The sequence below is a fragment of the Methylovirgula sp. genome, assembly GCF_037200945.1.
Taxonomy (GTDB): Bacteria; Pseudomonadota; Alphaproteobacteria; order Rhizobiales; family Beijerinckiaceae; genus Methylovirgula.
In genome coordinates, this window is record NZ_JBBCGP010000001.1 from 2,875,003 (window position 1) to 2,896,058 (window position 21,056).

20 protein-coding genes and 1 pseudogene are annotated in these 21,056 nt (G+C 59.3%); 7 read left to right on the forward strand and 14 right to left on the reverse strand.

Going from position 1 to position 21,056, the window contains the following annotated elements; all coding sequences use genetic code 11:
- Nucleotides 1-290: 290 nt before the first annotated feature.
- From WDN02_RS13955 to WDN02_RS13975, 5 genes are all read right to left on the reverse strand, one after another.
- Entirely contained in the window at nt 291-503 is a 213-nt protein-coding gene (locus WDN02_RS13955) for a hypothetical protein (RefSeq protein ID WP_337294069.1), read from the reverse strand.
- On the reverse strand, nt 500-1,594 hold the full coding sequence (locus WDN02_RS13960; protein ID WP_337293870.1) for an IS5 family transposase: 1,095 nt from the start codon (nt 1,592-1,594) through the stop codon (nt 500-502). The genes WDN02_RS13955 and WDN02_RS13960 overlap by 4 nt, the downstream gene beginning before the upstream one ends.
- A gap of 227 nt (nt 1,595-1,821) precedes the next feature.
- On the reverse strand, nt 1,822-1,998 hold the full coding sequence (locus WDN02_RS13965; RefSeq protein ID WP_337294070.1) for a hypothetical protein: 177 nt from the start codon (nt 1,996-1,998) through the stop codon (nt 1,822-1,824).
- Nucleotides 1,995-2,282 (reverse strand): hypothetical protein, encoded by a 288-nt coding sequence (locus WDN02_RS13970; protein WP_337294071.1) that lies wholly within the window; start codon nt 2,280-2,282, stop codon nt 1,995-1,997. Before WDN02_RS13970 ends, WDN02_RS13965 begins: the two co-directional genes overlap by 4 nt.
- Nucleotides 2,283-2,284: 2 nt before the next feature.
- Nucleotides 2,285-2,437, reverse strand: a complete 153-nt coding sequence (locus WDN02_RS13975; protein ID WP_337294072.1) for a hypothetical protein — start codon at nt 2,435-2,437, stop codon at nt 2,285-2,287.
- A 505-nt stretch (nt 2,438-2,942) separates the two neighbouring features.
- Here WDN02_RS13975 and WDN02_RS13980 point away from each other — a divergent pair.
- Both WDN02_RS13980 and WDN02_RS13985 read left to right on the forward strand, forming a co-directional pair.
- A complete protein-coding gene (locus WDN02_RS13980; RefSeq protein WP_337294073.1) occupies nt 2,943-3,779 on the forward strand; it encodes an IS5 family transposase in 837 nt (278 codons plus the stop codon).
- 275 nt (nt 3,780-4,054) lie between these two features.
- On the forward strand, nt 4,055-4,630 hold the full coding sequence (locus WDN02_RS13985; protein ID WP_337294074.1) for a hypothetical protein: 576 nt from the start codon (nt 4,055-4,057) through the stop codon (nt 4,628-4,630).
- Nucleotides 4,631-4,644: 14 nt separating this feature from the next.
- Here the strand turns inward: WDN02_RS13985 and WDN02_RS13990 are convergent, their stop codons facing one another.
- The 5 genes and pseudogenes from WDN02_RS13990 to WDN02_RS14010 all read right to left on the reverse strand — a co-directional run bounded on the left by WDN02_RS13990 (nt 4,645) and on the right by WDN02_RS14010 (nt 9,188).
- Entirely contained in the window at nt 4,645-5,325 is a 681-nt protein-coding gene (locus tag WDN02_RS13990) for a hypothetical protein (protein WP_337294075.1), read from the reverse strand.
- 329 nt (nt 5,326-5,654) lie between these two features.
- Complete coding sequence (locus WDN02_RS13995) at nt 5,655-5,936, reverse strand: hypothetical protein (RefSeq protein WP_337294076.1); 282 nt, start codon at nt 5,934-5,936, stop codon at nt 5,655-5,657.
- Nucleotides 5,937-6,080: 144 nt separating this feature from the next.
- Nucleotides 6,081-7,145: pseudogene (locus WDN02_RS14000) on the reverse strand (IS630 family transposase).
- A 124-nt stretch (nt 7,146-7,269) separates the two neighbouring features.
- On the reverse strand, nt 7,270-8,637 hold the full coding sequence (locus tag WDN02_RS14005) for a M23 family metallopeptidase (RefSeq protein ID WP_337294077.1): 1,368 nt from the start codon (nt 8,635-8,637) through the stop codon (nt 7,270-7,272).
- A 71-nt stretch (nt 8,638-8,708) separates the two neighbouring features.
- A complete protein-coding gene (locus tag WDN02_RS14010) occupies nt 8,709-9,188 on the reverse strand; it encodes a peroxiredoxin (RefSeq protein ID WP_337294078.1) in 480 nt (159 codons plus the stop codon).
- Between the two features lie 36 nt (nt 9,189-9,224).
- On the opposite strand from WDN02_RS14010, the gene WDN02_RS14015 reads away from it, so the two are divergent.
- Nucleotides 9,225-12,992, forward strand: coding sequence for a DUF3971 domain-containing protein (locus tag WDN02_RS14015; protein WP_337294079.1), 3,768 nt, complete (start codon nt 9,225-9,227; stop codon nt 12,990-12,992).
- Nucleotides 12,993-13,006: 14 nt separating this feature from the next.
- Here WDN02_RS14015 and tyrS read toward each other — a convergent pair whose 3' ends face one another.
- Together tyrS and WDN02_RS14025 are read right to left on the reverse strand one after the other, a co-directional pair.
- Nucleotides 13,007-14,269: a tyrosine--tRNA ligase gene (tyrS, locus tag WDN02_RS14020; protein WP_337294080.1), complete on the reverse strand. Its 1,263-nt coding sequence runs from the start codon at nt 14,267-14,269 to the stop codon at nt 13,007-13,009.
- Between the two features lie 68 nt (nt 14,270-14,337).
- Nucleotides 14,338-14,976, reverse strand: a complete 639-nt coding sequence (locus WDN02_RS14025) for a ParA family protein (RefSeq protein WP_337294081.1) — start codon at nt 14,974-14,976, stop codon at nt 14,338-14,340.
- 118 nt (nt 14,977-15,094) lie between these two features.
- Here WDN02_RS14025 and WDN02_RS14030 point away from each other — a divergent pair, with 118 nt between their 5' ends.
- Together WDN02_RS14030 and WDN02_RS14035 are read left to right on the forward strand one after the other, a co-directional pair.
- Nucleotides 15,095-16,201, forward strand: coding sequence for an anhydro-N-acetylmuramic acid kinase (locus tag WDN02_RS14030; RefSeq protein ID WP_337294082.1), 1,107 nt, complete (start codon nt 15,095-15,097; stop codon nt 16,199-16,201).
- 122 nt (nt 16,202-16,323) lie between these two features.
- Nucleotides 16,324-16,890 carry a carboxymuconolactone decarboxylase family protein gene (locus tag WDN02_RS14035; RefSeq protein ID WP_337294083.1) on the forward strand — a complete coding sequence of 189 codons (567 nt, stop codon included), beginning with the start codon at nt 16,324-16,326 and terminating at the stop codon, nt 16,888-16,890.
- 7 nt (nt 16,891-16,897) lie between these two features.
- On the opposite strand, the gene WDN02_RS14040 is transcribed toward WDN02_RS14035, so the two are convergent.
- Nucleotides 16,898-17,596 carry a Crp/Fnr family transcriptional regulator gene (locus WDN02_RS14040; protein ID WP_337294084.1) on the reverse strand — a complete coding sequence of 233 codons (699 nt, stop codon included), beginning with the start codon at nt 17,594-17,596 and terminating at the stop codon, nt 16,898-16,900.
- 243 nt (nt 17,597-17,839) lie between these two features.
- Between WDN02_RS14040 and WDN02_RS14045 the strand changes: the two genes are divergently transcribed.
- Nucleotides 17,840-18,838 (forward strand): sensor histidine kinase, encoded by a 999-nt coding sequence (locus WDN02_RS14045; protein WP_337294085.1) that lies wholly within the window; start codon nt 17,840-17,842, stop codon nt 18,836-18,838.
- 57 nt (nt 18,839-18,895) lie between these two features.
- Here the strand turns inward: WDN02_RS14045 and WDN02_RS14050 are convergent, their stop codons facing one another.
- Nucleotides 18,896-19,588, reverse strand: coding sequence for an alpha/beta hydrolase (locus tag WDN02_RS14050; RefSeq protein ID WP_297295769.1), 693 nt, complete (start codon nt 19,586-19,588; stop codon nt 18,896-18,898).
- Nucleotides 19,589-19,859: 271 nt separating this feature from the next.
- Here WDN02_RS14050 and WDN02_RS14055 point away from each other — a divergent pair, with 271 nt between their 5' ends.
- Nucleotides 19,860-21,035 (forward strand): cysteine desulfurase family protein, encoded by a 1,176-nt coding sequence (locus WDN02_RS14055; protein ID WP_337294086.1) that lies wholly within the window; start codon nt 19,860-19,862, stop codon nt 21,033-21,035.
- Nucleotides 21,036-21,056 lie beyond the last annotated feature (21 nt).

The window sequence follows — 21,056 nt, forward strand, 5'->3', positions numbered from 1 at the left end:
ATTTCTCGTTCAGAGGCGCGAGCCGAATAGCCTCAGACTTGGCAGCGTCTTCGCGCTCGGCCACGATCCGATGGTCGCCGATTATGCGCGGAGGCATCGTGGCGCTGAATCGCAGGTATCTGAGGGTAAAGAGGTACTTGCGAGGTGTTTCGGTCGATCTAGCCATGAATGAGTTCCTTTGTAGGCGAGATGCTACTTTAGTAGCCGATTAACCTCCTAGCGATTGCTCTTTGTTCTGTTCCACAAGTGACGAAGGGGAGGTCACGCTCCCGCGTGCCTCCCTCGTTGAATTACTTTTTGTCCTTTGTCTCGGCCATCTTGAAATAGATGGCGTCAAGCAAGGGGCGGCGAACGGCCTGTTGGAAAACCTTGATGGCCCTAGCAGGCTGCTGAAAATTGTCGTGCTTCAGGCGCGGCCAGGCTTGCTGACGCATTTCGGAAAATGGCCTGGGCGATGGCGCGTAGGACGCTGCCGTGACGAGCGGGGCCTTAGGTGGCATCATGGTGTCATCTCCTCAATCAATTTCGGTAGTCTGACGAGGTTGTAGGCTGCGGCGGCGAAGGCGAAGGCCCAGCCCACGCGATCGACGCCGCGAAACTTTGTCTTGCGCTGCCCGGCGATGGTCTTCATCCAACCAAAGGCCTCCTCGATCCGTTTACGAATGCGCTGGCTCGCCGAATAGGCCTGATGGCGCGTTGTTCGCCGGTCGATGGTTGAACGCCGGCCGCTGATATTTTGCGCGATGTGCGGACGCACATTCATGGTTCGCAGTTCATTGACGAAATCGGCCGCGTCATAACCCTTGTCGGCGCCGAGCGTGATGGCTTTTGGCCGATCGGCGCGCGGCTCGATCATGGCCAGCGCCGCGATGCGTTCGCCATGGCCGTTGGCGGGCGTGAGACAGGCATCGACGATGAGGCCGCAACGGTTCTCCATCAAGGCGTGGCCGAGGAAAGCGAGTTTTGCTTCCATGCCCGGCCCCTTGCGATAAAGTCGGGCCTCGGGGTCAGTGGTCGAGGCATGTGTCTCGTTCGAGCGCTTCTCACCCTTGAAATCCGCCTCGGCGTTGCGGCCAGGACCTGACGGCGGCTGATCCCCTGAATCGTCCTTCGGCTTGAAGCTTTTCATCGAGGCCCAAGCCTCGATCAGCGTGCCATCGACGGAGAAATGATCCGACGAGATCAGCCTTTTGACGCGCGGCTGGGCCAGCACGGCGGCGAGGAACTTCGCGGCGATCGCCCCATCGAGCAGACGATCGCGGTTCTTGGAAAACACCGTCGCATCCCACACCGGATCGTCAATGGCGAGCCCGACAAACCAACGAAACAGCAAGTCGGTATCCAATCGCTCCATCAACTGGCGTTCCGAGCGAACTGAATAGAAAGCCTGCAACAGCATCGCCCGCAGCAGCCGTTCCGGCGGGATCGACGGACGGCCGACCTTCGAATAGAGCGCCGCGAAATCCGCCGCCAGGGCTCCGAGCGCCTCGTTGGCGATCGCGCGGATCACTCGCAACGGATGATCACGGCGCACCCGCGCCTCCAGATCAACATAACTGAAAAGCTGTCCCGAACCTTCGTCACTGCCGCGCATGCTGCTGTCTCCCAACGAAATGGAATCACGATCAGCCCCGCAAAGGAAGAGGGTTTTTCAGCAGCCTGCTAGGGCAGTACATCTCCAACAGGAAACGGGTCATCAAGTCATGTGTGGGGATGATATCCTCCATTGTTTGAGTAAGAATCTGCCGGTGCTCAACCACCGGCAGATTCTATCTAGGAGGCATTCGTCAAACGGCCATAGTGAAGCTCAAGTACAAATAGCTACTTTGGCACGCTGAAAATCGCGAGGCGGGTCTTCTCCTTGTTGACGGTCGCCAAGAGCGTGCCGACGAACACGCGCTTCTTGCCTTTCGTTGCGACAAGCCGCCAGCCCGTGCCGTCAGTCATGCGCTCGCCCTTCTTGGGCTTGGTACCCTTGATGATGATAGGCGTCGTCATTTGGGAATCCCCGTTGGATGGTTGCTCTGCCCCATGGCCACGAAGAACAGCAGCATAATCGTGATGGAAAAGTAGATGCCGAGCGTGGCGAGCACGGTGACGATTTTGTTTTGGGCTTGTCGGCCGCTCGTCCAGACTTGTCCACGTCTCGGATAGTAATAGTTGAGCCAGAGAGCGATTGATCCTGGCATGAAGAAGACGAGCCAAATTCCCCAGCCGAGGAAAGACCTCGGCCAGGGATCATTGGAATTTTCGTACTGATTTCGGTAGGCGACGCGCCACATCGCTACATCCTTGGAAGGAAGGGAACGCACAGGATCAGCAGCGCGATTACAGTTGCGGGTTTGAGCGATTCTTGAAAGCTCTGGTGCTCGGCGATCATTCCGCCGATCAGAAAAACGAACCACATGGTGGCGGCGGTGAGGAAGAGACGGACCATGTTCGGTCCTCACTTCTTTCGCTTCGGCGGCTTCTTCGGAGTTGTGTTCTTTCTAGAAGGGTGAGGCTGAACAATCTTGGTTTTTGTGCTGGTCTTCGTTTTGACCTTCCTGAAATGGGCTTTGACCAACGTCATGTTATCCCCCAGCTTTTCCGCTCTATCACGAGCGACCGCGTTCCGGCGCTCCTGGCGCCGGGCGGGTGATAGCGTGGAAACCGAGGTAAACACGCCCTGCTTGTTCCCCATCAGAGTGAGCGCGAGCGCTCACTCCTGGCAAAGCCGGGTGTTGTATTGAGCAGGCCACCCGACAAGGGCGACCTCGGTTTTTTCAAGCGCTATCACACGCCGATAAGTACTATAGCTGATCGGCGCTAAAAAGCAATAGCCAAGCTCCAAGTTATTGATATATAAGGAGTAACTGGAGCTAGACTGTTGACTTTCAGCGATGCTTATGCTAGGCAGAATAGGCTGATATGTTTCTGTTTTGTTCTGATTTGGCAGCAATTTGGGATACGATACCGACATCACTGACGACCAGTGGCTCTTGATCGAGCCGCTGATTCCTGTCGCCAAGGAGGGCGGTCGCCCGCGCACGACTAGCGTTCGGCGCGTCGTCGATGCGGTGATGTATGTCGTGAAGACAGGCTGCCACTGGCGGCTTTTGCCGTCCGAGTTTCCGCACTGGCGGACGGTCTACGGCTATTTTGTCGATTGGGGTCGCAAGGGCGTACTGCGCAAGATTCAGCGCAAGCTCTATTTCGCGGTTCGCAAGGCCGAAGGTCGCAGCCGCTACCCGAGCACTCTGGTGCTCGACAGCCAAAGCGTGAAGACCGGCAAGATGGGCGGCGAGCGCGGCTATGACGGCGGCAAGCGGGTCAAGGGACGTAAGCGCCACCTGGTGGTGGACTCGCTCGGCCTGCCGGTCGCAATCTCGGTAACGGCAGCCAACGTCCACGACTTGAACGGCGGTCGGCGCGTGCTGCGCCACGTCAAGCGACTCTTTAAAGGCCGCACTTTGAAGAAGCTCTACGCTGACGGCTCCTACATCGCACGGAATTTCAGCGACTGGGTGAAGAAGGAATTTCAGGCGAAGGTGATAACCGCGAAGAACTTGGCGCAGCGGTTCAAGAAGTTCATCCCGGTGTCGCAACGCTGGGTGGTCGAGCGCACGTTCTCGTGGATCTACGACTACCGGCGGCTGACCATAGACTACGAGCGGCTGACCCAGCACAGCCGCTTCATGATCCGACTAGCCGCGATCCGTCTGATGCTTAACAGGCTCGCGCCCAGAGAATTCAATCAGTGGGAAGGTGTGCCAGCCAAGTGGTTGGCTTCTGGCTAGTTGTAAATAATACGCAGCTTATTACTTTGTGGGAACTCGCCGATACGGCTCTATGCCAATTGACTCGACATTGAAAGCTTGGACACAATAGCCGCCCGCTCAAGCTCAGGGTGAATTATGTCAAAAGACCAAAAAGATCAGTCGGGCAAGCCGCCGCAACAGCCCTCCAAGGAACCGCTCGTCCGAAAGGACAGCAATGATAAACCTCGCCATCGCGAAGGCGGAATGGTTCATGACCATTCTATTCAGAAACCAAAAGAGCAGAGTGTTACGGATTGGCAGAAGCCACCACGCCCGAAGGGCAAATGAGTTGGGATGACGACGGTTTCTACGACGCGTCGTTCGCGATAAATAAATCGCGGCGGTATCACGCCAAAATGCGTGCGTTCTATCAAGCCGCGCATGATTATTCGACCGCCGCAACTGCGATAAGTGGGACGAGTGGTTTCGTGGCGGTGCTCGCTTGGGCGCCGCGCGTCGCATTGGCGCTGACCGCAATCGTCGCGATATCGTCCACACTGGACTTGGTGTTCGGTTTCGACAAGAAGGCATTGGTGCATGATGGCCTATGTCGAAGATTCACTGCTCTAGCGGCCAAAATCGAAGATACTCCCGCTACCCTAGAGAACCTCTGCAAGGTTAAAGAAGCGCGGCTTGAAATTGAGATGGATGAACCGACCGAACGACGGCTAATCGATCTCATAGCCGAAAACGAGGAATGTCGAGCCCGGGGTGTTGAAGAAAAAGAACTCGTCGTTCTCACCAATAAGCAGCGTTACTTTGGCTACATTATCACTTTTGGCATGGACAAAATCGAGGCTCAGCGCAAGCAGGCGCAATGCTCTCAATGAATCGAGGAGTCGCCCTACTGCTTAACGCCGACATATATGTGGATCGCGTCAGGCGTCGCCGATCCGTCATTTGCAATATTGCCTCTTAGCGCTAATCCTTCGGCGGCGAACGCTTGGATTAGCGCTACTAAAGCGGGCTCCCAAGCGTCGGTTTTAGATACGTCTATTTCTGCCGCCAAACCGACAAAGCCTGTGTTGATCGCAGAATTTGGTTTACCCGGAGTTGTAAGCGCAATTCCTCCGGCCTTTTTATTCGTTTGCCAAACCCAACCCGCATTTTCTAATGCAGAGGCAATTTGCATCATTAAAGCTTGTGGCTCTGCGGTTGGAGATGCGGAAAAGTCAAACGAAACACCCGCAAAGGGTTTCAAAAGGTTGCTTATCCTCGTTTGTGCTTCATGATCGAGAGATCGCCACGCTTTGTATTTTTCCAATGCCAGCTTGGCTTCCAAGGCTCGGGCGTTGGCGTGCGCAATTTCGGTCTGCAGTCCCGCGATTTCTAAATCTGCTTGCTTGCGAGCAATATCCCAGTGGCGTTCCTTAACTCCCGCCATCCAAACTATCATGATCGTCGAAACGACCCCAATGACTAAACTTCCTATAAAAAGTAAATTCGCCCAATCCGAAATTTTTGAAGCGGCCGAAAGTGAAGGCCAAGGAATCTCCTCTATCCCGTGGTTTCCTATCTCGGCCATCGCAATAACGCTTATCACCGGAGCCTTTGGAATATTAGTGTTGCTCCAACTTTACGCGTTCTAGCTTAAGGTCCGCAAGCAACGCTCATTGCGAGCAATAATTTGTAAATACAACTCAAAGTTGTCTTTTCAAACAGTCACTTAGCCGTCGCGTACGCGAAGGTTTTTGGCTGACCATATGGACTCCGGAAGCGTAAGCAGAAGCGACACACGCATAAGTTGTATAAGAATCGCCTTCTGTCAACGCAGATTTGCAAGAATATCTGCTCTTACCTCCCAGTAATGCCCGCGCCGTCCTCTAACATAATCGTGATCAATTTTCGGCTTTATCAGCAAGCCCCGGACGAGACCTTACCGTTCGGATTGCTGTCGCTACCGCCGGACGATGATGCGGCCTTTTCGTTGCCGCCGTTCCGGTCGCTGGTGCCGCTCGCCTGGGTTGAACATGGCTTACCCTGACCTTGTTCCATCATGCCGGAGCCGGCCGGCTGATTTGGCGACGTTGCCGGCTGCGAATGCGCGCTTGGGTTGGTGCTCGGCGCGCTGGTCTGCGCGAAGCCGACGCCGGGCGAAACAAGCGACAGAGCCGCTGCAATAACGAGATATCTCATGTTGTTCCTCCTGTTTTATTTCCGCCTATCCAATCGCTGATAGGTTCAGGAGTTCCCGAAGCAAATAGGAGGAGTTCCCGAGCCGAGAGCAGGGTCGGTTGAGTCTGTAATGTAGGGACGGAGCTTATTCTTATACCAACGGCCCTAGGTTTTGACCGTTGCCCATGACCGGGTGGTTATCGAGGCCACCCGTTCGGGATCGTTGGCAAAGAAGGTTCAGGCGTCGCAGCACGTAGATACGATCTCGTCGTAGGTTTCGTACACCGTATTCGAAAGCTTGTTGCCGCGCAGATATTCCCAGACATTTTCAATCGGGTTCAATTCGGGCGAATAGGCTGGAAGCTTCATCAGCGTCATATTTGCCGGAACATTCAAATCTTTTGCGATGTGAAATCCGGCCCCGTCGAGAACCAGGACCGCGTGGGCGTCGTCCGCAACTTTGCGACCAATAAGATCGAGGTGGACCGAGACAGACCGAGCGTTGAGAAAGGGCAGCACCGCGCCCACCGCCTCTCGCTTCGCCGGACACGCCGCACCCAGGATATAGGCCCAGATCCTGCGCTGATCGCGTGGTGCAGGCGGACGGCTGCCGCGCTTTGCCCAGACCCGCGTCAGTGTGCCTTGTTGTCCGACCCGCGCTTCGTCCTGCATCCAGATCTCGATCGGCTTACCGCGCGCGTGTTCGGGTAAAGCCGCGGCTACATTGGCTGCGAACTCTTTTTAAAAACCTCCTGCGCGGCCGGGTCCGCCTTGGGGTTGAATGGACGTACCGAAAGCCGGCGATAGCCAAGTGCGTCGAGAAGCTTTCCAACCGTGCGTTCGTGCAAGACGAGCCCGAAATCCTGCTTAAGCCGATCCCGCAAATCAGCGCGCCGCCACCGCACGACTTTGTCTTTGCCGGCCTGCGGACCCGCCTCCACCAACGCGATCAAGCCTTGCTTCTGCTCAGCCGTCAGCCTCGATGAGCGGCCCGGCGGGATCTTGTTTTCCAGGCCGGCAAGTCCGTCCGAATTATACCGATGAACCCAATCGCGCAGCGTCTGCCGATCCATCCCACAATTGCGCGCTGCTGTCGTTCGATCCGCCCCTTCCATCACCAGCGCCAGCGCCAGCCATCCGCCGTGCGGCCGCCGCGTTCTTCGATCGCGCTGACGCCTGCCGCAGCTCAGACGCTGACAAATCCAGACGAGTCACTGCAATCCCAGCCATCACACGCCTCCAATTCCACCGTCGCCGATCGAATCAGAATTTCGCACCCTTGGGAATCCCCACCCGAGTCATCCCCTCGGGCCGCTGGTATTAGACGCAGCGCGACTGTCCGTTTTTAGCGGCGCTAGAATTTCAACGCGGTCGGAAGCGTGGCGCCGGCGCGGAGAAAACGCTCGGGATCGACGGGTTGGCCGTCGATGCGAACCTCGTAATGAAGGTGCGGGCCTGTGGCACGGCCAGTATCGCCAATATGACCGACGATCGAACCGGTCGAGACGGCCTCACCTTGCGTCACGTCGATACTCGACAGATGCGCATAACGCGTCGCAAGGCCGTTGCCATTGTCAACTTCGACGAGATTGCCATAACCGCCCATAGAGCCCGCAAACGTCACGTGCCCCGGCGCGGTGGCGCGGACGGCGTCGCCATAGGCGCCGCGCAGATCGACGCCGGTGTGCAGGGCCGGGCGACCGAGGAAGGGATCGATGCGCGGGCCAAACGGTGATGTCACTTCTAGATCGCCGGGCAGTGGTGCGTTGAGCGGAATACGCGGCAGGACGGATTTGAGATCTTCCGCCGTTGCGAGGGCATTTTGTAATTGGGCCGCCTCATCGGCGAAACGCGAGCCGTCGGTCATAACCGGCAGCGGCACGAAAGGGCCGCCGACGCCTGTGTCCACCGAAAGTTTCGCCGCCCTGATATGAAAGCGACTTGCTGACAGGCCGAGCGTCGCGAGCGTTGCGCGCACGTCATGATTCAATTGTGCTGGCCGCGCCGCCAAATCATTCAGCAAGGCGAGATCAACGGCATCGGAATGGATATAACGCGCGGCAAGCGCATGCGCCTGGCTATCCGAGGAGATTGGCGTGCTGCCGTCATCCGGCGACGCATTGCCTGTACTGAAAGGCAGGGGCACCGGATGAGGATGATCGCGCAGCCTCAGATCGAAATCCACCGGATGCGGCTTGCCGTCGTCCGGTTCCGGCGCGACGACGGGCGCTGCCGCTGCGGAAGGTGAGGACAGCGCGGACGTCGGCGCGGGATTGACCTCGTCGGGTGCCGTGTCGCCTGTTCCGGCAGGCAATTGCATCTGCTTCTCGTGGTCGGCGAAGACGGCGATCAGCGCCGTGCGAGTCTCAACCTGATCCTGTCTCTGCGACAATGCGACAAGCCGCGAAGCAAAGTCGGCGGCTGCGGCATCGGCGCGGCGTTGGGCGTTACCCACATCGCGCCGCAGCGCCGCAATGCGATCTTCATAGGCGTATTGCATGTCGGCTTGGCGTTGCATCAGCCGCGCCAGCACGTCGTCGTGAAAAATGAAATAGCAGGTGGCGCCAAGATAGATCACGGCCGCGATCGGCACCAGGACAAAGATCAGAAACGCGGCAAACCGCGGAATCGCCAGCGTGCGCGCGTGCGCATGGTAGGCGAATGTCAAAATGAATCGATTGCCGTGCGGTTTGTGGCCGACCTGACGGTGACGGGGATGCATCAACGAACCCAACCCAGAGCGAGAAGAGGCCTTGAGCACACATCGTTAAGGTTAATATTCCTTGAAGCCGCTCAGCTTTTCGCAAGCGCTTGCGCCGCAGCCAAAACGGCAGCGGCGTGGCCGGGGACTTTGACCTTGTGCCAGATATTGGCGATTTTGCCGTCCGGGGAGATCAGATAGGTCGTCCGTTCGACGCCCATATATTTGCGCCCATAAAGGCTCTTTTCCGTCCAGACGCCGTAGGCTTCGAGCATGGCTTTGGATTCATCGGAGATCAGCTCGATATCAAGCTTGTGCTTGGTCTTGAACTTGGTGTGATTGGCGGTCGAATCCGGCGAAACGCCGACAATGGCCGCGCCTTCGGTCGCGAAGGCGCCCTTCAGCCCATTGAAATCAATGGCTTCTTTGGTGCAGCCGGTCGTATCGTCCTTGGGGTAGAAATAAAGCACCAGGCTCTGGCCGGCGAAGGATTTCAGGCTTTTTATCCCGCCTGAATCGTCCGGGAGTTTGAAATCCGGGGCTTTATCGCCGAGGGCAAGTTTCTTGCCCATCTCCGCCTTCCTTTCGTCTCATTAAACGGCAAACGCTTGAGCGAGCCGGGCCCTGTCGCGACCATGTCGGTCTTCGACAAGCCATGTATATTCGAGTACGAATCGGCTTTCCAGTTCAGCCTGTTGCCAAAGGGCCACCGCGGTTTGGTCGATCATAGCGACGATATTGGCGGCGGCGTGCGCCGGGCGGGGGAATTTCCCCCGGCCGAACGCGATATGCGCCCGCCGGCCTTGCTGCGCAGTCCGCTCCGTCCGCAATTCACGCTTCTGGTCTGGCTCACCCAGCGTCTCGTCGGCTCGATCACGGGCCTGGTGCTGATCGTCGTTCTCGCGGTCGGTTCTTTCGTTATTTACGAGGCGAAGGGGCCGATTGCGATCGGCGGCCTTGGCACCCGTATCGCCAATGCGCTGAATGCCAGGATCGGCCCGGCCTACGCCGTCAAACTTGGCACGGTATCCGTCACAACGCATGGTCTCGGGCCGACGCTTTCGATCGAAAACCTGACCCTGATCAGCCGCGGCGGCGCCACGATCATCACGGCGCCTCGCGCCGAAGTTTCGGTCGATCTCATCTCGCTGCTGTATGGCAAGGTGGTGCCGAAGCGTCTCGAAGTCTTCGGTATCGAGGTACGGCTTATCCTTTTGCCGGATGGATCGCTGGCTGTTTCAGCCGCCAATGGCTCGCAGCAGATGCTACCGCTATCCGGCTCGCTCGGCGCGGCGATGACGCCGCCTGTGTCCGCCACAGTGCCCAGCGCTCCCGTTTTGCCGGGAACGCCGGGCATGGCGCGCCAACGCTCGCTTGCCATGAAGCGTATTGCCGCCGCGATGCGTCTTCTCATCGATGCAGCGACGCGCCCGAGCGGGCCGATCGCGGCGATCGATCGCGTCGCGATCTCAGAGGGCCGGTTTGTCATCGACGACAAGCTGAACAATGAGACGAAACATTACGACGGTTTGCACCTCTCCCTCGAGAAAGCCGGGGGCGGTACGAATTTCGATCTTTCTGCACAGGGACCGAATGGGCCCTGGTCAATTTCGGCGCGCGCTGCGGGACGGCCAAATTCAGATCGCAGACTCGATTTCGATTTCAAGAACATCACCATCGACGAACTCTCGCTTGTCAGCGGTGCGCGTGACATCGGCGCGGATTTCGACATGCCGGTGTCGAGCCACCTGACCGTGGCGCTCGACGCCAAAGGCCAATTGACCGATGTTGATGGCAAGGTTCATTTCGATCCCGGCTACCTGCGCTTCGACGATCCAAACGATGAGCCGAGGTTGATCGATACGATCGATGCGGCGTTTCATTGGGACGGCACACAACGCAGGATCATCATCGATGGCGCGCGGCTGAAAACCGGCGATACAGATCTCGCGATGCACGGCGCGGTTACGCCGCCGGTTCGCGAGGGAGATGCGTGGCTCGTCAATTTCGCCAATTCGCGACGCGGCATCTACGGCGCCGAGCGTCCCGGCGAGGACAAAGTCTACTTCGATCACATCGGTTTCCAAGGCCGCCTCGCGCTCGAAGACAAGGTTTTCAATATCGATCGTTTCGCCTTCAGCGGGCCAAATAATGGCTTCGCCATGGCCGGTGTGGTCGATTGGAAGAACGGCGCGCATATGAGCCTCGGAGCGTCGCTCTCGCCGACGCCAGCGACGGTCGTTATGCGGCTCTGGCCATCGTTCATGGCGGCAGATATCCGCTCATGGTTCCTTGCGCATGTCGAGGGTGGCACGATCGAACACGGCACGCTGCGCATGAATTACGACGGCGCGATGATCGATCACATGCGCCATCAATATCCGCCGCCAGATCCCGCCCTGGCAATCGATTTCACGGTTTCACGCGGCAAGCTGACTTTCCTCAAGGGCGTGCCGCCGCTCGAGAACGTCGAGGGTGCGGCTCATATCACGGGGCGTACGTCGACATTCACTGCGTCGACCGGCACCATGCAGGTGGGCTCGACCGGAACGCTCGCGCTTTCAAATGGCAGTTTCCATATCCAGCATGCGGAGATCAGGCCGACACCGGCGCAGTTTTCGGGCCGTGTCGCCGGCAATATCGAGGCGGTGGGCGCATTGCTCAAACTCGACGCGCTGAAGCCCTTCGTCTCGCTGCCCGTCGACCCCAGCCGACTCAAAGGCAATATCGATGGCATGCTGGGGATCGATCTCAAGCTTGGGCCGGGATCAGATCCGAAGAAGGACTTCAAGCTCAATGTCGATGCGGCGGCGACGCAATTCGCGGCTGAAAAGCTCTTGGGCAATCAGGATCTCAATGACGCCACGCTGAGGATCACCGTCAACGACGCCGGTCTGCACGCTTGGGGCAAAGGCCATTGCCTTGGGGGCACGGCCGATATCGACGTCACGCGTCCGGTTGGCGCGACGATTGGCAAGGCCGTCGTCTCGATGTCGATGGACGATGCCGCGCGCGCCAAACAGGGGCTCGCGATGCTGCCCGGCCTTTCCGGGCCAGTCGGTATGCACATCACCTCACCGCTTGGCGCGACGGGGCCGCTCACGGCGCAGATCGATGTCGATCTTGCGAAGGCTGAAATTGACGGCCTTGGAATCACCAAAGCGGCTGGCCGCCCCGGCAAAGCAAGCTTCGATCTCACGGTCGGGGATGATCACACGATGACGCTTGATCCGCTCGTCGTCGATGCGGGCGGCGCGATGATCAAAGGTGCCGTCAAGATCGGCGCGCCCGACGATCCCGCGCAATTTTCAGCGCACCTGACACAGGTTCGGCTCTCGCCCGGCGACGATGCGCACGTCGATCTTTCGAAAACCGGCGACACTGTGAAGGTCGTCATCCGCGCCGCGTCCTTTGACGGCCGGCCATATTTGAAGACACTCACGTTGTCGCATGCCGATGAGATCGTCGGCGCGGAAGCTGCGCCGCACAAGGCCAAGCCGCGGGCAGCCGCCCATGTGTTGGCGAAGACCGCGTCCGATCTCAATATCGACGTCGCGATGAAAGCGGACAAGCTTACCGGCTTCAATGACGTCGCGATGACGAATGTGGACCTGCATCTCGTCAAGGACAGCCAGACGCTCAAGCAATTCTCGCTTGCCGGCCGTTTTGGCCGACGCGCGACGATCGTAGGCCATCTCGACCATGCCGGTACGCCGTCGCCGCAGCTCGATCTGACGACCGATAACGCCGGCGGTCTGCTCGCGTTTGTCGATCTTTATAAACATATGAAGGGCGGTTCGCTCAATGTTGCGATGCGACTGGGCAAGGATGCGATGGCGGGCTCGTTCGTCGTCAACAATTTCGTGCTCGCCGACGAGCCGGCGTTGCGTCGACTGGTGACTGAGAACGTACCGCGGAATTCGGAACAGGCCGGTACACCGCAATTCGATCCGGATGCCGTGCCATTTCGCCATCTACAAGTGAACTTCCAGCGCGCCGAGAGCCGCCTCGATATCAGCGACGGTGTCATCTACGGCTCGCAAATTGGTGTCACCGCGAATGGTTGGCTCGATTTCGCCGCTGGCCGGGTCGATCTGCAAGGCACTTTCGTGCCCGCCTATGACGTGAACAATTTCTTCACAAAAATTCCGTTCTTCGGTCTTTTCGCCGGCGGCACGAACGAAGGGCTCTTTGCGGTCAATTATCACATCACCGGATCGCCGCGTCAGCCGACGCTGAACATCAATCCGTTCTCCATTGCGCCGGGAATCCTGCGCAAGATTTTTGGATCGATCGATTTGAGCAGCCCGGACAATTCCGCTGAACCGTCGCCGGAAGCGACGCCACCGATGCCGGGCGAGGAAGACGGCCGATAGCGCGGGCGGCGTGTTTATGCGTCCGGCTTCAGCAACACATGTTTCTTCTTGCCGAGCGAAAGTTTGATGGCGCCGTCGATCAAGTCGTCGGAATTGAGCGTCGCGCGCTCGTCAGTCACCGTCGCATCGTTGATTTTCAGCCCGCCACCTTTGACCTGCCGACGCGCCTCGCCGGTTGAGGCGACAAGACCGGCTTTGACGAAAGCCGACAGCACGCCGAGTCCGGTTTCGAGTTCTTCGCGGGCGACATCGACGCTCGGCAGACTGGCGGCGGCAAGGCCGTCTTCGAAGGTCTGGCGCGCAGTTTCGGCGGCCTGTTCCGCTGGCGCACGGCCATGCACCATCGCCGTCGCTTCCGTCGCGAGAATTTTCTTCGCTTCGTTGATGTCGGCATCGCGCAACGCGGCAAGCCGCGCAATTTCGCTCAGCGGCAATTCGGTGAACAGTTTCAGGAAGCGCGCGACGTCACCATCCTCGCAATTGCGCCAATATTGCCAATAATCGTAGATCGAAAGTATATTTGCATCGAGCCACACTGCGCCCTGCGCCGTCTTGCCCATCTTGGCGCCGGAGGCAGTGGCGAGCAGCGGCGATGTCAGCGCGTAGAGCTGCGGCGTGCCGAGCCGCCGGCCGAGATCGATACCGGTGACGATATTGCCCCATTGGTCTGAGCCGCCCATTTGCAGCGTCACGTTGTGGCGTCGATTCAATTCGACGAAATCGTAGGCCTGCAGGCACATGTAATTAAATTCGAGGAACGAGAGTTCGTGTTCGCGCTCGAGCCGCAACTTGACGGAGTCCATCGCCAGCATACGGTTGACGGAAAAGTGGCGACCCACGTCGCGAAGAAAATTCACGTAGTTGAGGCCGAGCAGCCAGTCGGCATTGTCGGCCATGATGGCGTCGTGCTTCTCAGCGCCGAAGGTCAGAAATTTAGCGAAAACTTGTTTAATGCCAGCCTTGTTGGCTTCGATCGTCTCTTCGGTCAGAAGCTTGCGGCTTTCGTCCTTGCCCGAAGGATCGCCGACGCGCGTCGTGCCGCCACCCATCAGTGCGATCGGTTTGCCGCCGGTCTTCTGCAGCCAGCGCAGCATCATAATCTGGACGAGCGAGCCGACATGTAGCGAGGCCGCGGTGCAATCGAAGCCGATATAGGCGACCAGATCGCCGCTTTTGGCCTTTTCGTCGAGGCCGGCAAGATCGGAGCACTGATGCAGAAAGCCGCGCTCGGAGAGAACGGATAGAAAATCGGATGTCGGACGGAAAGCTTCGGACACGGAACCCTGCGCAATTGAGAAAGCGCGCGGACCCTAATCCGCGCTGCCGCCGGGTCAAGAGCGTCGCGCTAGCCGAAGACCCGCGTCAGCATGGCGGCGCTCGTGCCCTCGGCGATCTCGCGCAAATAATGGTTCGAGGCTTCGAGGCCGGTGCCGCCGTGATCGAACTCCGACTGAAGACCGTCGCGCAGGCCCCAGGCGGCCGGCAGAAGGGCAAACCCCTCCGTCTCGATTCTCTGCTGCGCCTGCGCGATCTGGCGCTCGGAACGGCCGGTTTTGGACAGGATCAGCGCGATTTTGCCGTCGGCGCCCTGGCGCGCCAGGCGGCGGGCGAGGCCCAGGGTTGGACGCAGGTCGTCCTCCGATGTGCCGGTGGGCAGGAAGACGACGGAGCTTTCCTCCGCAACCTCCTTCGTCAGGTCGTCGGCGAGGCCGCGGGTGTCAGCGACAATGAGATCGAAATTCTCTTCGGTCTTGCGCAGCTTTTTCAGGCTCTTGAAGGAGCGCACATCGAGCTCGGGCTCGACGTTGCGGCGCAGCCGCGTGGCATTCCATTCGACGCAGGTCAATTGCTCGAGGTCGAAGTCGGCGAGCAAAACCTTCTGCCCGGCGCGCGCCGCCGCAACGCTGAGAAGCCGCGCCAAGCTGCTCTTGCCGACGCCGCCCTTCTGCCCGACGAAGGAAACGAGGCTCAGTTCTTTCTTCATTCATTGGATACTGGGGAATCGCCGGGCCGGTGCAAGTATTTTGAGGGTCGCGTCGTAGCAATCGCTTTTTTTACGGTGGATTGTCATAATGGGTCTTATGAAGTTTCGGGGGAACACAATGATCCGCGCGCTTGGTCTGATGAGCGGCACCTCGCTCGATGGGATCGACGTTGCGGTGATCGCGACTGATGGGGCTGCGGACGTGATGCCGGGACCAGCCCGCTCCTTCGCCTATAGCGATGATGATCGCGCGCTCTTGCGGGCGGCTTTGGCGGCCGCGGAGGGTTTGCCGGCCGATCCCGCCACGCGCGCCGCGCGTCCCGGTGTGCTGAGCGAAGCTGAGGCACGCGTCACCCTGCGCCACGCCGAAGCGGTTCGCGATTTTCTCGCGGCGGAAAGCATTGATCCCGCTTCGATAGATGTCATCGGGTTTCACGGCCAGACCGTGATTCACCGTCCGGACGCGCATTTCACCGTGCAGATTGGCGACGGGGCGGCGCTGGCGCGTGAGACGGGCCGGCCTGTGGCCTTCGATTTCCGCGCTGCCGATGTCGCAGCCGGCGGGCAGGGCGCGCCGCTAGTGCCGATCTACCACAGCGCGCTCGTCAAGGCGGCGGGGTTCGATGAGGCGGTCGTCGTGGTCAACGTCGGCGGCGTTGCCAACCTCACCTATGTCGACGACGGGCCGCCGATCGCTTTCGATACAGGGCCAGGCAACGCGCTGATCGACGACATGATGTTTTCGCGCGCCGGCGAGAAGATGGATATCGGCGGAACAACGGCCGCCGAGGGCAAGATCGATTTCACCGCTTTGGCCGAAATGTTGGCCCATCCGTATTTTGCGCTGCCGCCGCCGAAGTCGCTCGATCGCAATGCCTTCTCAAGCAGCCGCGTCGCGAATTTGCCATTGCCGGATGCGGTTGCAACGCTGACGGCGCTGACCGCGCATAGTATCGTGCGCGGCATCGACCTTTTGCCGAAAGAGCCCAAACTTGTCGTGCTGAGCGGCGGCGGCGTGCATAACCTCACGTTGCGTTGGCAGTTGATGCAGCTTCTGCCCTGCGGCCTCGTCACCGCCGACAGGCTCGGCTGGTCAGCCGATGCAATGGAGGCGCAGGCCTTTGCCTATCTTGCCGTGCGGCGGCTCAAGAACCTGCCGATTACCTTTCCGACGACCACGGGCGTGGCGCAGCCGCTCGAGGGCGGCCGTCTTCTCATAGCGTAGTGGTTCACGCAGAATTGGCACCTTTCGGCTGGGAGGCATGAACCGCCGCCACACAAATAATACGATCCGCGCCCACATTGGCTTCGGCCATATCCGGCCACGATCTGATGCGAGGGACTGCCATGCCACGCCTGACGCCCATCCCGCCTGCCGACCTGAGCGCCGAGCAACGCCCGCTCTACGACGACATGAAGGAAGGTATCGAGAAGAATTTTAAGGGCTTCACCGCCATTCGCGAAGATGGCGCGCTCATCGGGCCGTGGACGGCGTGGCTTGCCGAGCCGGGATTCGGCAAGGCGAGCTGGGACCTCGTCCGTGCTCTGGCCGACAAGCCGGTGCTGCCGCGCAATGTCCGTGAGGTCGCCATTCTTGTTACCGGCGCGCATTTCAAATCGGCCTACGAACTCTATGCGCATGTGCTCGTTGGCGAGATGCGCGGGCTTTCAGACGAGAAAATCTCGACGATCGTCGCCGGCCAACGCCCGGTCGATCTGACTCGCGAGGAAGGGGTCGCCTATGATTTCGCCAGCGCCCTCGTCAATGGCGGCACATTGCCGGAGCTGACCTACCACACGGCGCAGAAGATCTTTACGCCGCATGGCGCGGCAGAACTCTCGTATCTTGTCGGCCTCTATGCACTCGTCTCGATCACGCTCAACACGTTCGATATTCCGGTGCCGGAAGTCTGATCTGCGCTCAGATCAGCGGGCGCGGGGGATTCTGGACTTCATCCACGCGGGCCAATGTCTTCAACGCCTGCTCATCGACAATCCGGAGGGTTCGGTCGTCAAGTTCGATCGAACCCGCCTTGCGCAGCTTCTGCAATGTCTTGTTGGTGTGGACGACCGAAAGACCAAGCGTATCGGCAAGATGGCTCTGCCGCATGGGCATGACGAGCCGGTTGCGTTTCGTCATGCCCAGCTCACGCGCCTTATCGAAAAGATACCACAAGAGGTAGGCGACGCGTTCGATCGCGCTTCGGCGGCCGAGCGATAGAATCTGTTCGTCGAGCGAGCGCTCCTGGCTCGCTGCAAGCCATGTCATGTTGTAGGCGAGCTGCGTATCGGCGGCGAAAAATTCCCAAAGTTTGTCGCGCGGGAAAACGCAGAGGACCGTATCCGTCAGAGCCTCGATTCCATGGCCCATCATGTCCGACATCGCGGCCTGGAGGCCAAGAAAATCTCCGGGCAGCGCGTAATTGATGATTTGCCGGCGCCCGTCTTCCAGCGTCTTGTAGCGGAAGGCCCAGCCTGACAGCACGGTGAACAGATGGCTCGCGCGAGCTTGTTCAAGCAATATAGAAGCGCCGGGCGCGACGGTGAGTTCGCCAATTTTGAATGTTTGTACCACACTCACGTCGATGAGCTTTCCGGCGAAAACGGGCAACGGCCGCAAAGGGCAATTCGCGCACGCCGTTGTCATCGCAGTTTGGCTCAGGCCGCCGCTCGTCATTAGTCACTCGTTATCAAAGATAATGTCGCCCGTCGGCCCGGTGTATTTGGGCCGTTTATACAAGGCGACGAAATTGCGCGAGGCGCAAGCCCTTCTCGTTCAGGGCATTATGTCAAAGTTAAATGACCGTTCGCCACGTCGAGGTCTATGCGCCAGCCAGGCGGGGCGCGACTCAAGATGCGAGTTTTGGATCTTATTGTTGGTACGGACCAGAAGGGTTTCTGGGCCGTTCGTACTTATCTTGTCGCCCTCGAGGCCGTCGTTGTTGCCAGGTGCCTCCAGTATATATCCTGGACAGTGCTGTACCCTTTCCCGTTGCTGTTTTATTTCCCGGCCGTTTGCCTTGCAGCGCTCTATGGTGGCGCGGGGCCTGGCGCTCTTGCGGCGATTCTTTCAGGTCTGTGCGTCTTCTTTTTCGCGTGGCCGGGCGGTGATGGTGTCCACCATTGGGCGATCGCCGAGCCGTTTGCGGCTTACGCGATCGTCACGACGATCTGCATCTTCACTTTTGATGCTGTCCGGAACGCGATTGTTGAGCTGCGGCAGCAAAATGCTGTGGCTGCCACGCAATTGCGTGAAGCGGACGGTCGGATAAAAGCGTTACGCCACCAGATGACCAATAACATGCAGGCCGTGGCGAGCCTTCTGACCTTGCAGAAAATGAAGCTGAAGACGGATCCTTGGGCGGCGGCGAGTTTGCTTGACGACGCGCGTCAAAGGGTCGTCGACATGAGCCGTATCAGCCGCCGCCTCAGTGAGCGCGCGGCTGCGGCCATGGGCTTCCGCCAATATCTGCAATTACTATGCGCCGATCTGCAATACGAAGCCGTTGTGTCGTCGCATGAAATCGTCGGTACGGTTTCTGATGATGTCGATATCACCGACGCGGAAAAATTGATGGCCGTATCTGTCTTGATCGGCGAGGCCGTCAGCAATGCGCTCAAACACGCATTTCGCGAAAATCAAGGCGGCACCATTTCCGTCGAGATGAAACGGATCGCTGCCGATCAATGTCAGTTGATCGTTCAAGACAATGGCCGCGGCTTGCCAGAGGGACTCGACCCCGCGGCGGCAAAGACGGGCGGGTTCCTCGTCATGCAGGCCATGGCCGTACAGCTCGGCGGCAAGCTCGAACATTTGCCATCGCCGCAGGGCACGACCTTGATCGTGATTTTCGAAATCTAATCTTTTGATCGCATTGGATTTGTCCGAAAATCGCTGTCCAGTTTTCGGTCCGATGCTCTAGCTCGGCCGGTCGCCGGGCTCTGCCCGGGTCGGCGTCGGCAATTTCGGCGGATTGCCGAGGCGTCGGTCAAGATAGATCGAAACTTCTTCGATCAACGGCTCGACGCAATTTTCGAAGAAATGATTGGCACCGGGGATGACCGCGTGCTCGATCGTGATGCCGCGCTGTGTTTTGAGCTTCTCGATGAGGCCGGTAACTTCCTTGAGCGGCGCGACGCGATCCTGATCGCCATGAACGAACAGGCCTGAGGACGGGCAGGGCGCAAGGAAGGAAAAATCGAACCGGTTTGCCGGCGGGGCGACCGAGATGAAGCCCTCGACCTCCGGCCGGCGCATCAGAAGCTGCATGCCGATCCAGGCGCCGAAGGAGACGCCGGCAATCCAGCAGGCGCGCGCATCGGGATTGATCGTCTGCGCCCAATCGAGCGCCGCGGCTGCGTCGGAAAGCTCGCCCTGGCCGTGATCGAAAGCACCCTGGCTGCGGCCGACGCCGCGGAAGTTGAACCGCAGTACCGAAAAGCCACGCTCGGCGAAGGCGTAATAGAGGTTGTAGACGATCTGATTGTTCATCGTCCCGCCGAACTGCGGGTGGGGATGCAGAATGATCGCGATGGGCGCGCCGCGCTGCGTCGAGGGATGAAAACGTCCCTCAAGACGACCGGCGGGGCCATTGAAAATAACCTCGGGCATTCCGTCTCCTAAAGCTTCTGGTGGACTAGGCCCAAGTGCGGCAACTCGCCTGCATATCTGAGCTTTTCCGTGGGTTTGCTTGACGAACGAGCCACCGACCACATAATCTGGAGTTAGAACTGTTCTAACCGTTTCGGCACCTTGCAGCGCCAGCACGTCGGCTTTGTCGGCAAATCAGGGGCTTCATCTACACGGCCAGCAGTACGAATTGCAATTATTTTGGCTTGGCGGTGTGCTTTTTTGATTCGCCCGGCGTTAGAGGGAATGAACGGTGCCGCTGCGACGCGCCTATCTCGACCACAACGCCACGAGTGCGCTGCGCCCCGCTGCGCGCGAAGCGATGCTCGCCGCGCTGACGCAGACGGGCAATGCTTCTTCGGTCCATCGCGAAGGCCGGGCCGCGCGGGCGAAGCTGGAAGCGGCGCGCGAGGCCGTCGCTCACTTCGTCAAGACGCAGCCGAAAAACGTCTATTTTACCTCCGGCGCGACTGAAGCGGCCAACCTTGTCCTGACGCCAGAGCTTGAGCTTGACGGCAACAAAACGCCATTCGACGTGCTTTTGATCTCGGCCGGCGAACACGCCTGCATCCTTCAGGGCCACCGTTTCCCGGCCGCGAAAGTGGAAAAGCTGCCGCTGACGCAGCAGGGCATGCTTGATCTTGATGCTCTCGATGCGGCGCTGGCGCGCCATGCCGGCGCCCGGGTACTCCTCGCATTACAGGCCGCCAATAACGAGACAGGTGTGCTACAGCAAGTCGCTGAGGCTGCCGGTCGCGTCCATGCCGTCGGTGGAGCACTCGTCTGCGACGCGGTTCAGGCGGCGGGCAAGTCCGCCTGTGACTTTGCCGTGCTGGGCGCTGACGTTCTGGTGCTTTCGGCGCATAAAATCGGCGGCCCGCAGGGGGTGGGCGCCCTTTGTTTTGCAAGGGATCGTCATCATATTGGTTCTATAATCGTTCGCGGCGGCGGCCAGGAGCGCGGGTTGCGCGCCGGTACCGAGAATGTCGCAGCGATTGCGGGTTTTGCCGCGTCTGTCGCAGGCGTGACTGAAGCCGGACCGCATGAGATAGAGCGGTTGGCGGGTTTGCGTGACCGGTTGGAATGCGACGTTCTGGCAATCGCGCCGGACGCAGTGTTTTTCGGGGCGGCCACACAAAGGCTGCCGAACACGACGAATTTTGCGGTGCCGGGTTTGAGCGCCGAGGTTTTGTTGATGGCGCTCGATCTGGAAGGCGTGGCGGTCTCCTCCGGGTCCGCCTGTTCTTCGGGTAAGGTCAAGCGCTCGCATGTGCTTGAGGCGATGAATGTGCCGTCCGCACTGGCGGACGGGGCGATCCGGGTGAGCTTTGGCTGGAGTTCCGAGGAGGACGATGTCGATATGTTTCGCACCGCTTTCAGCAAGGCGGTCGAGACGATCCGGGCAAAGCGGGTGAAACCCGCCGCATAGAGATTGAAGTCTGAACCAGCG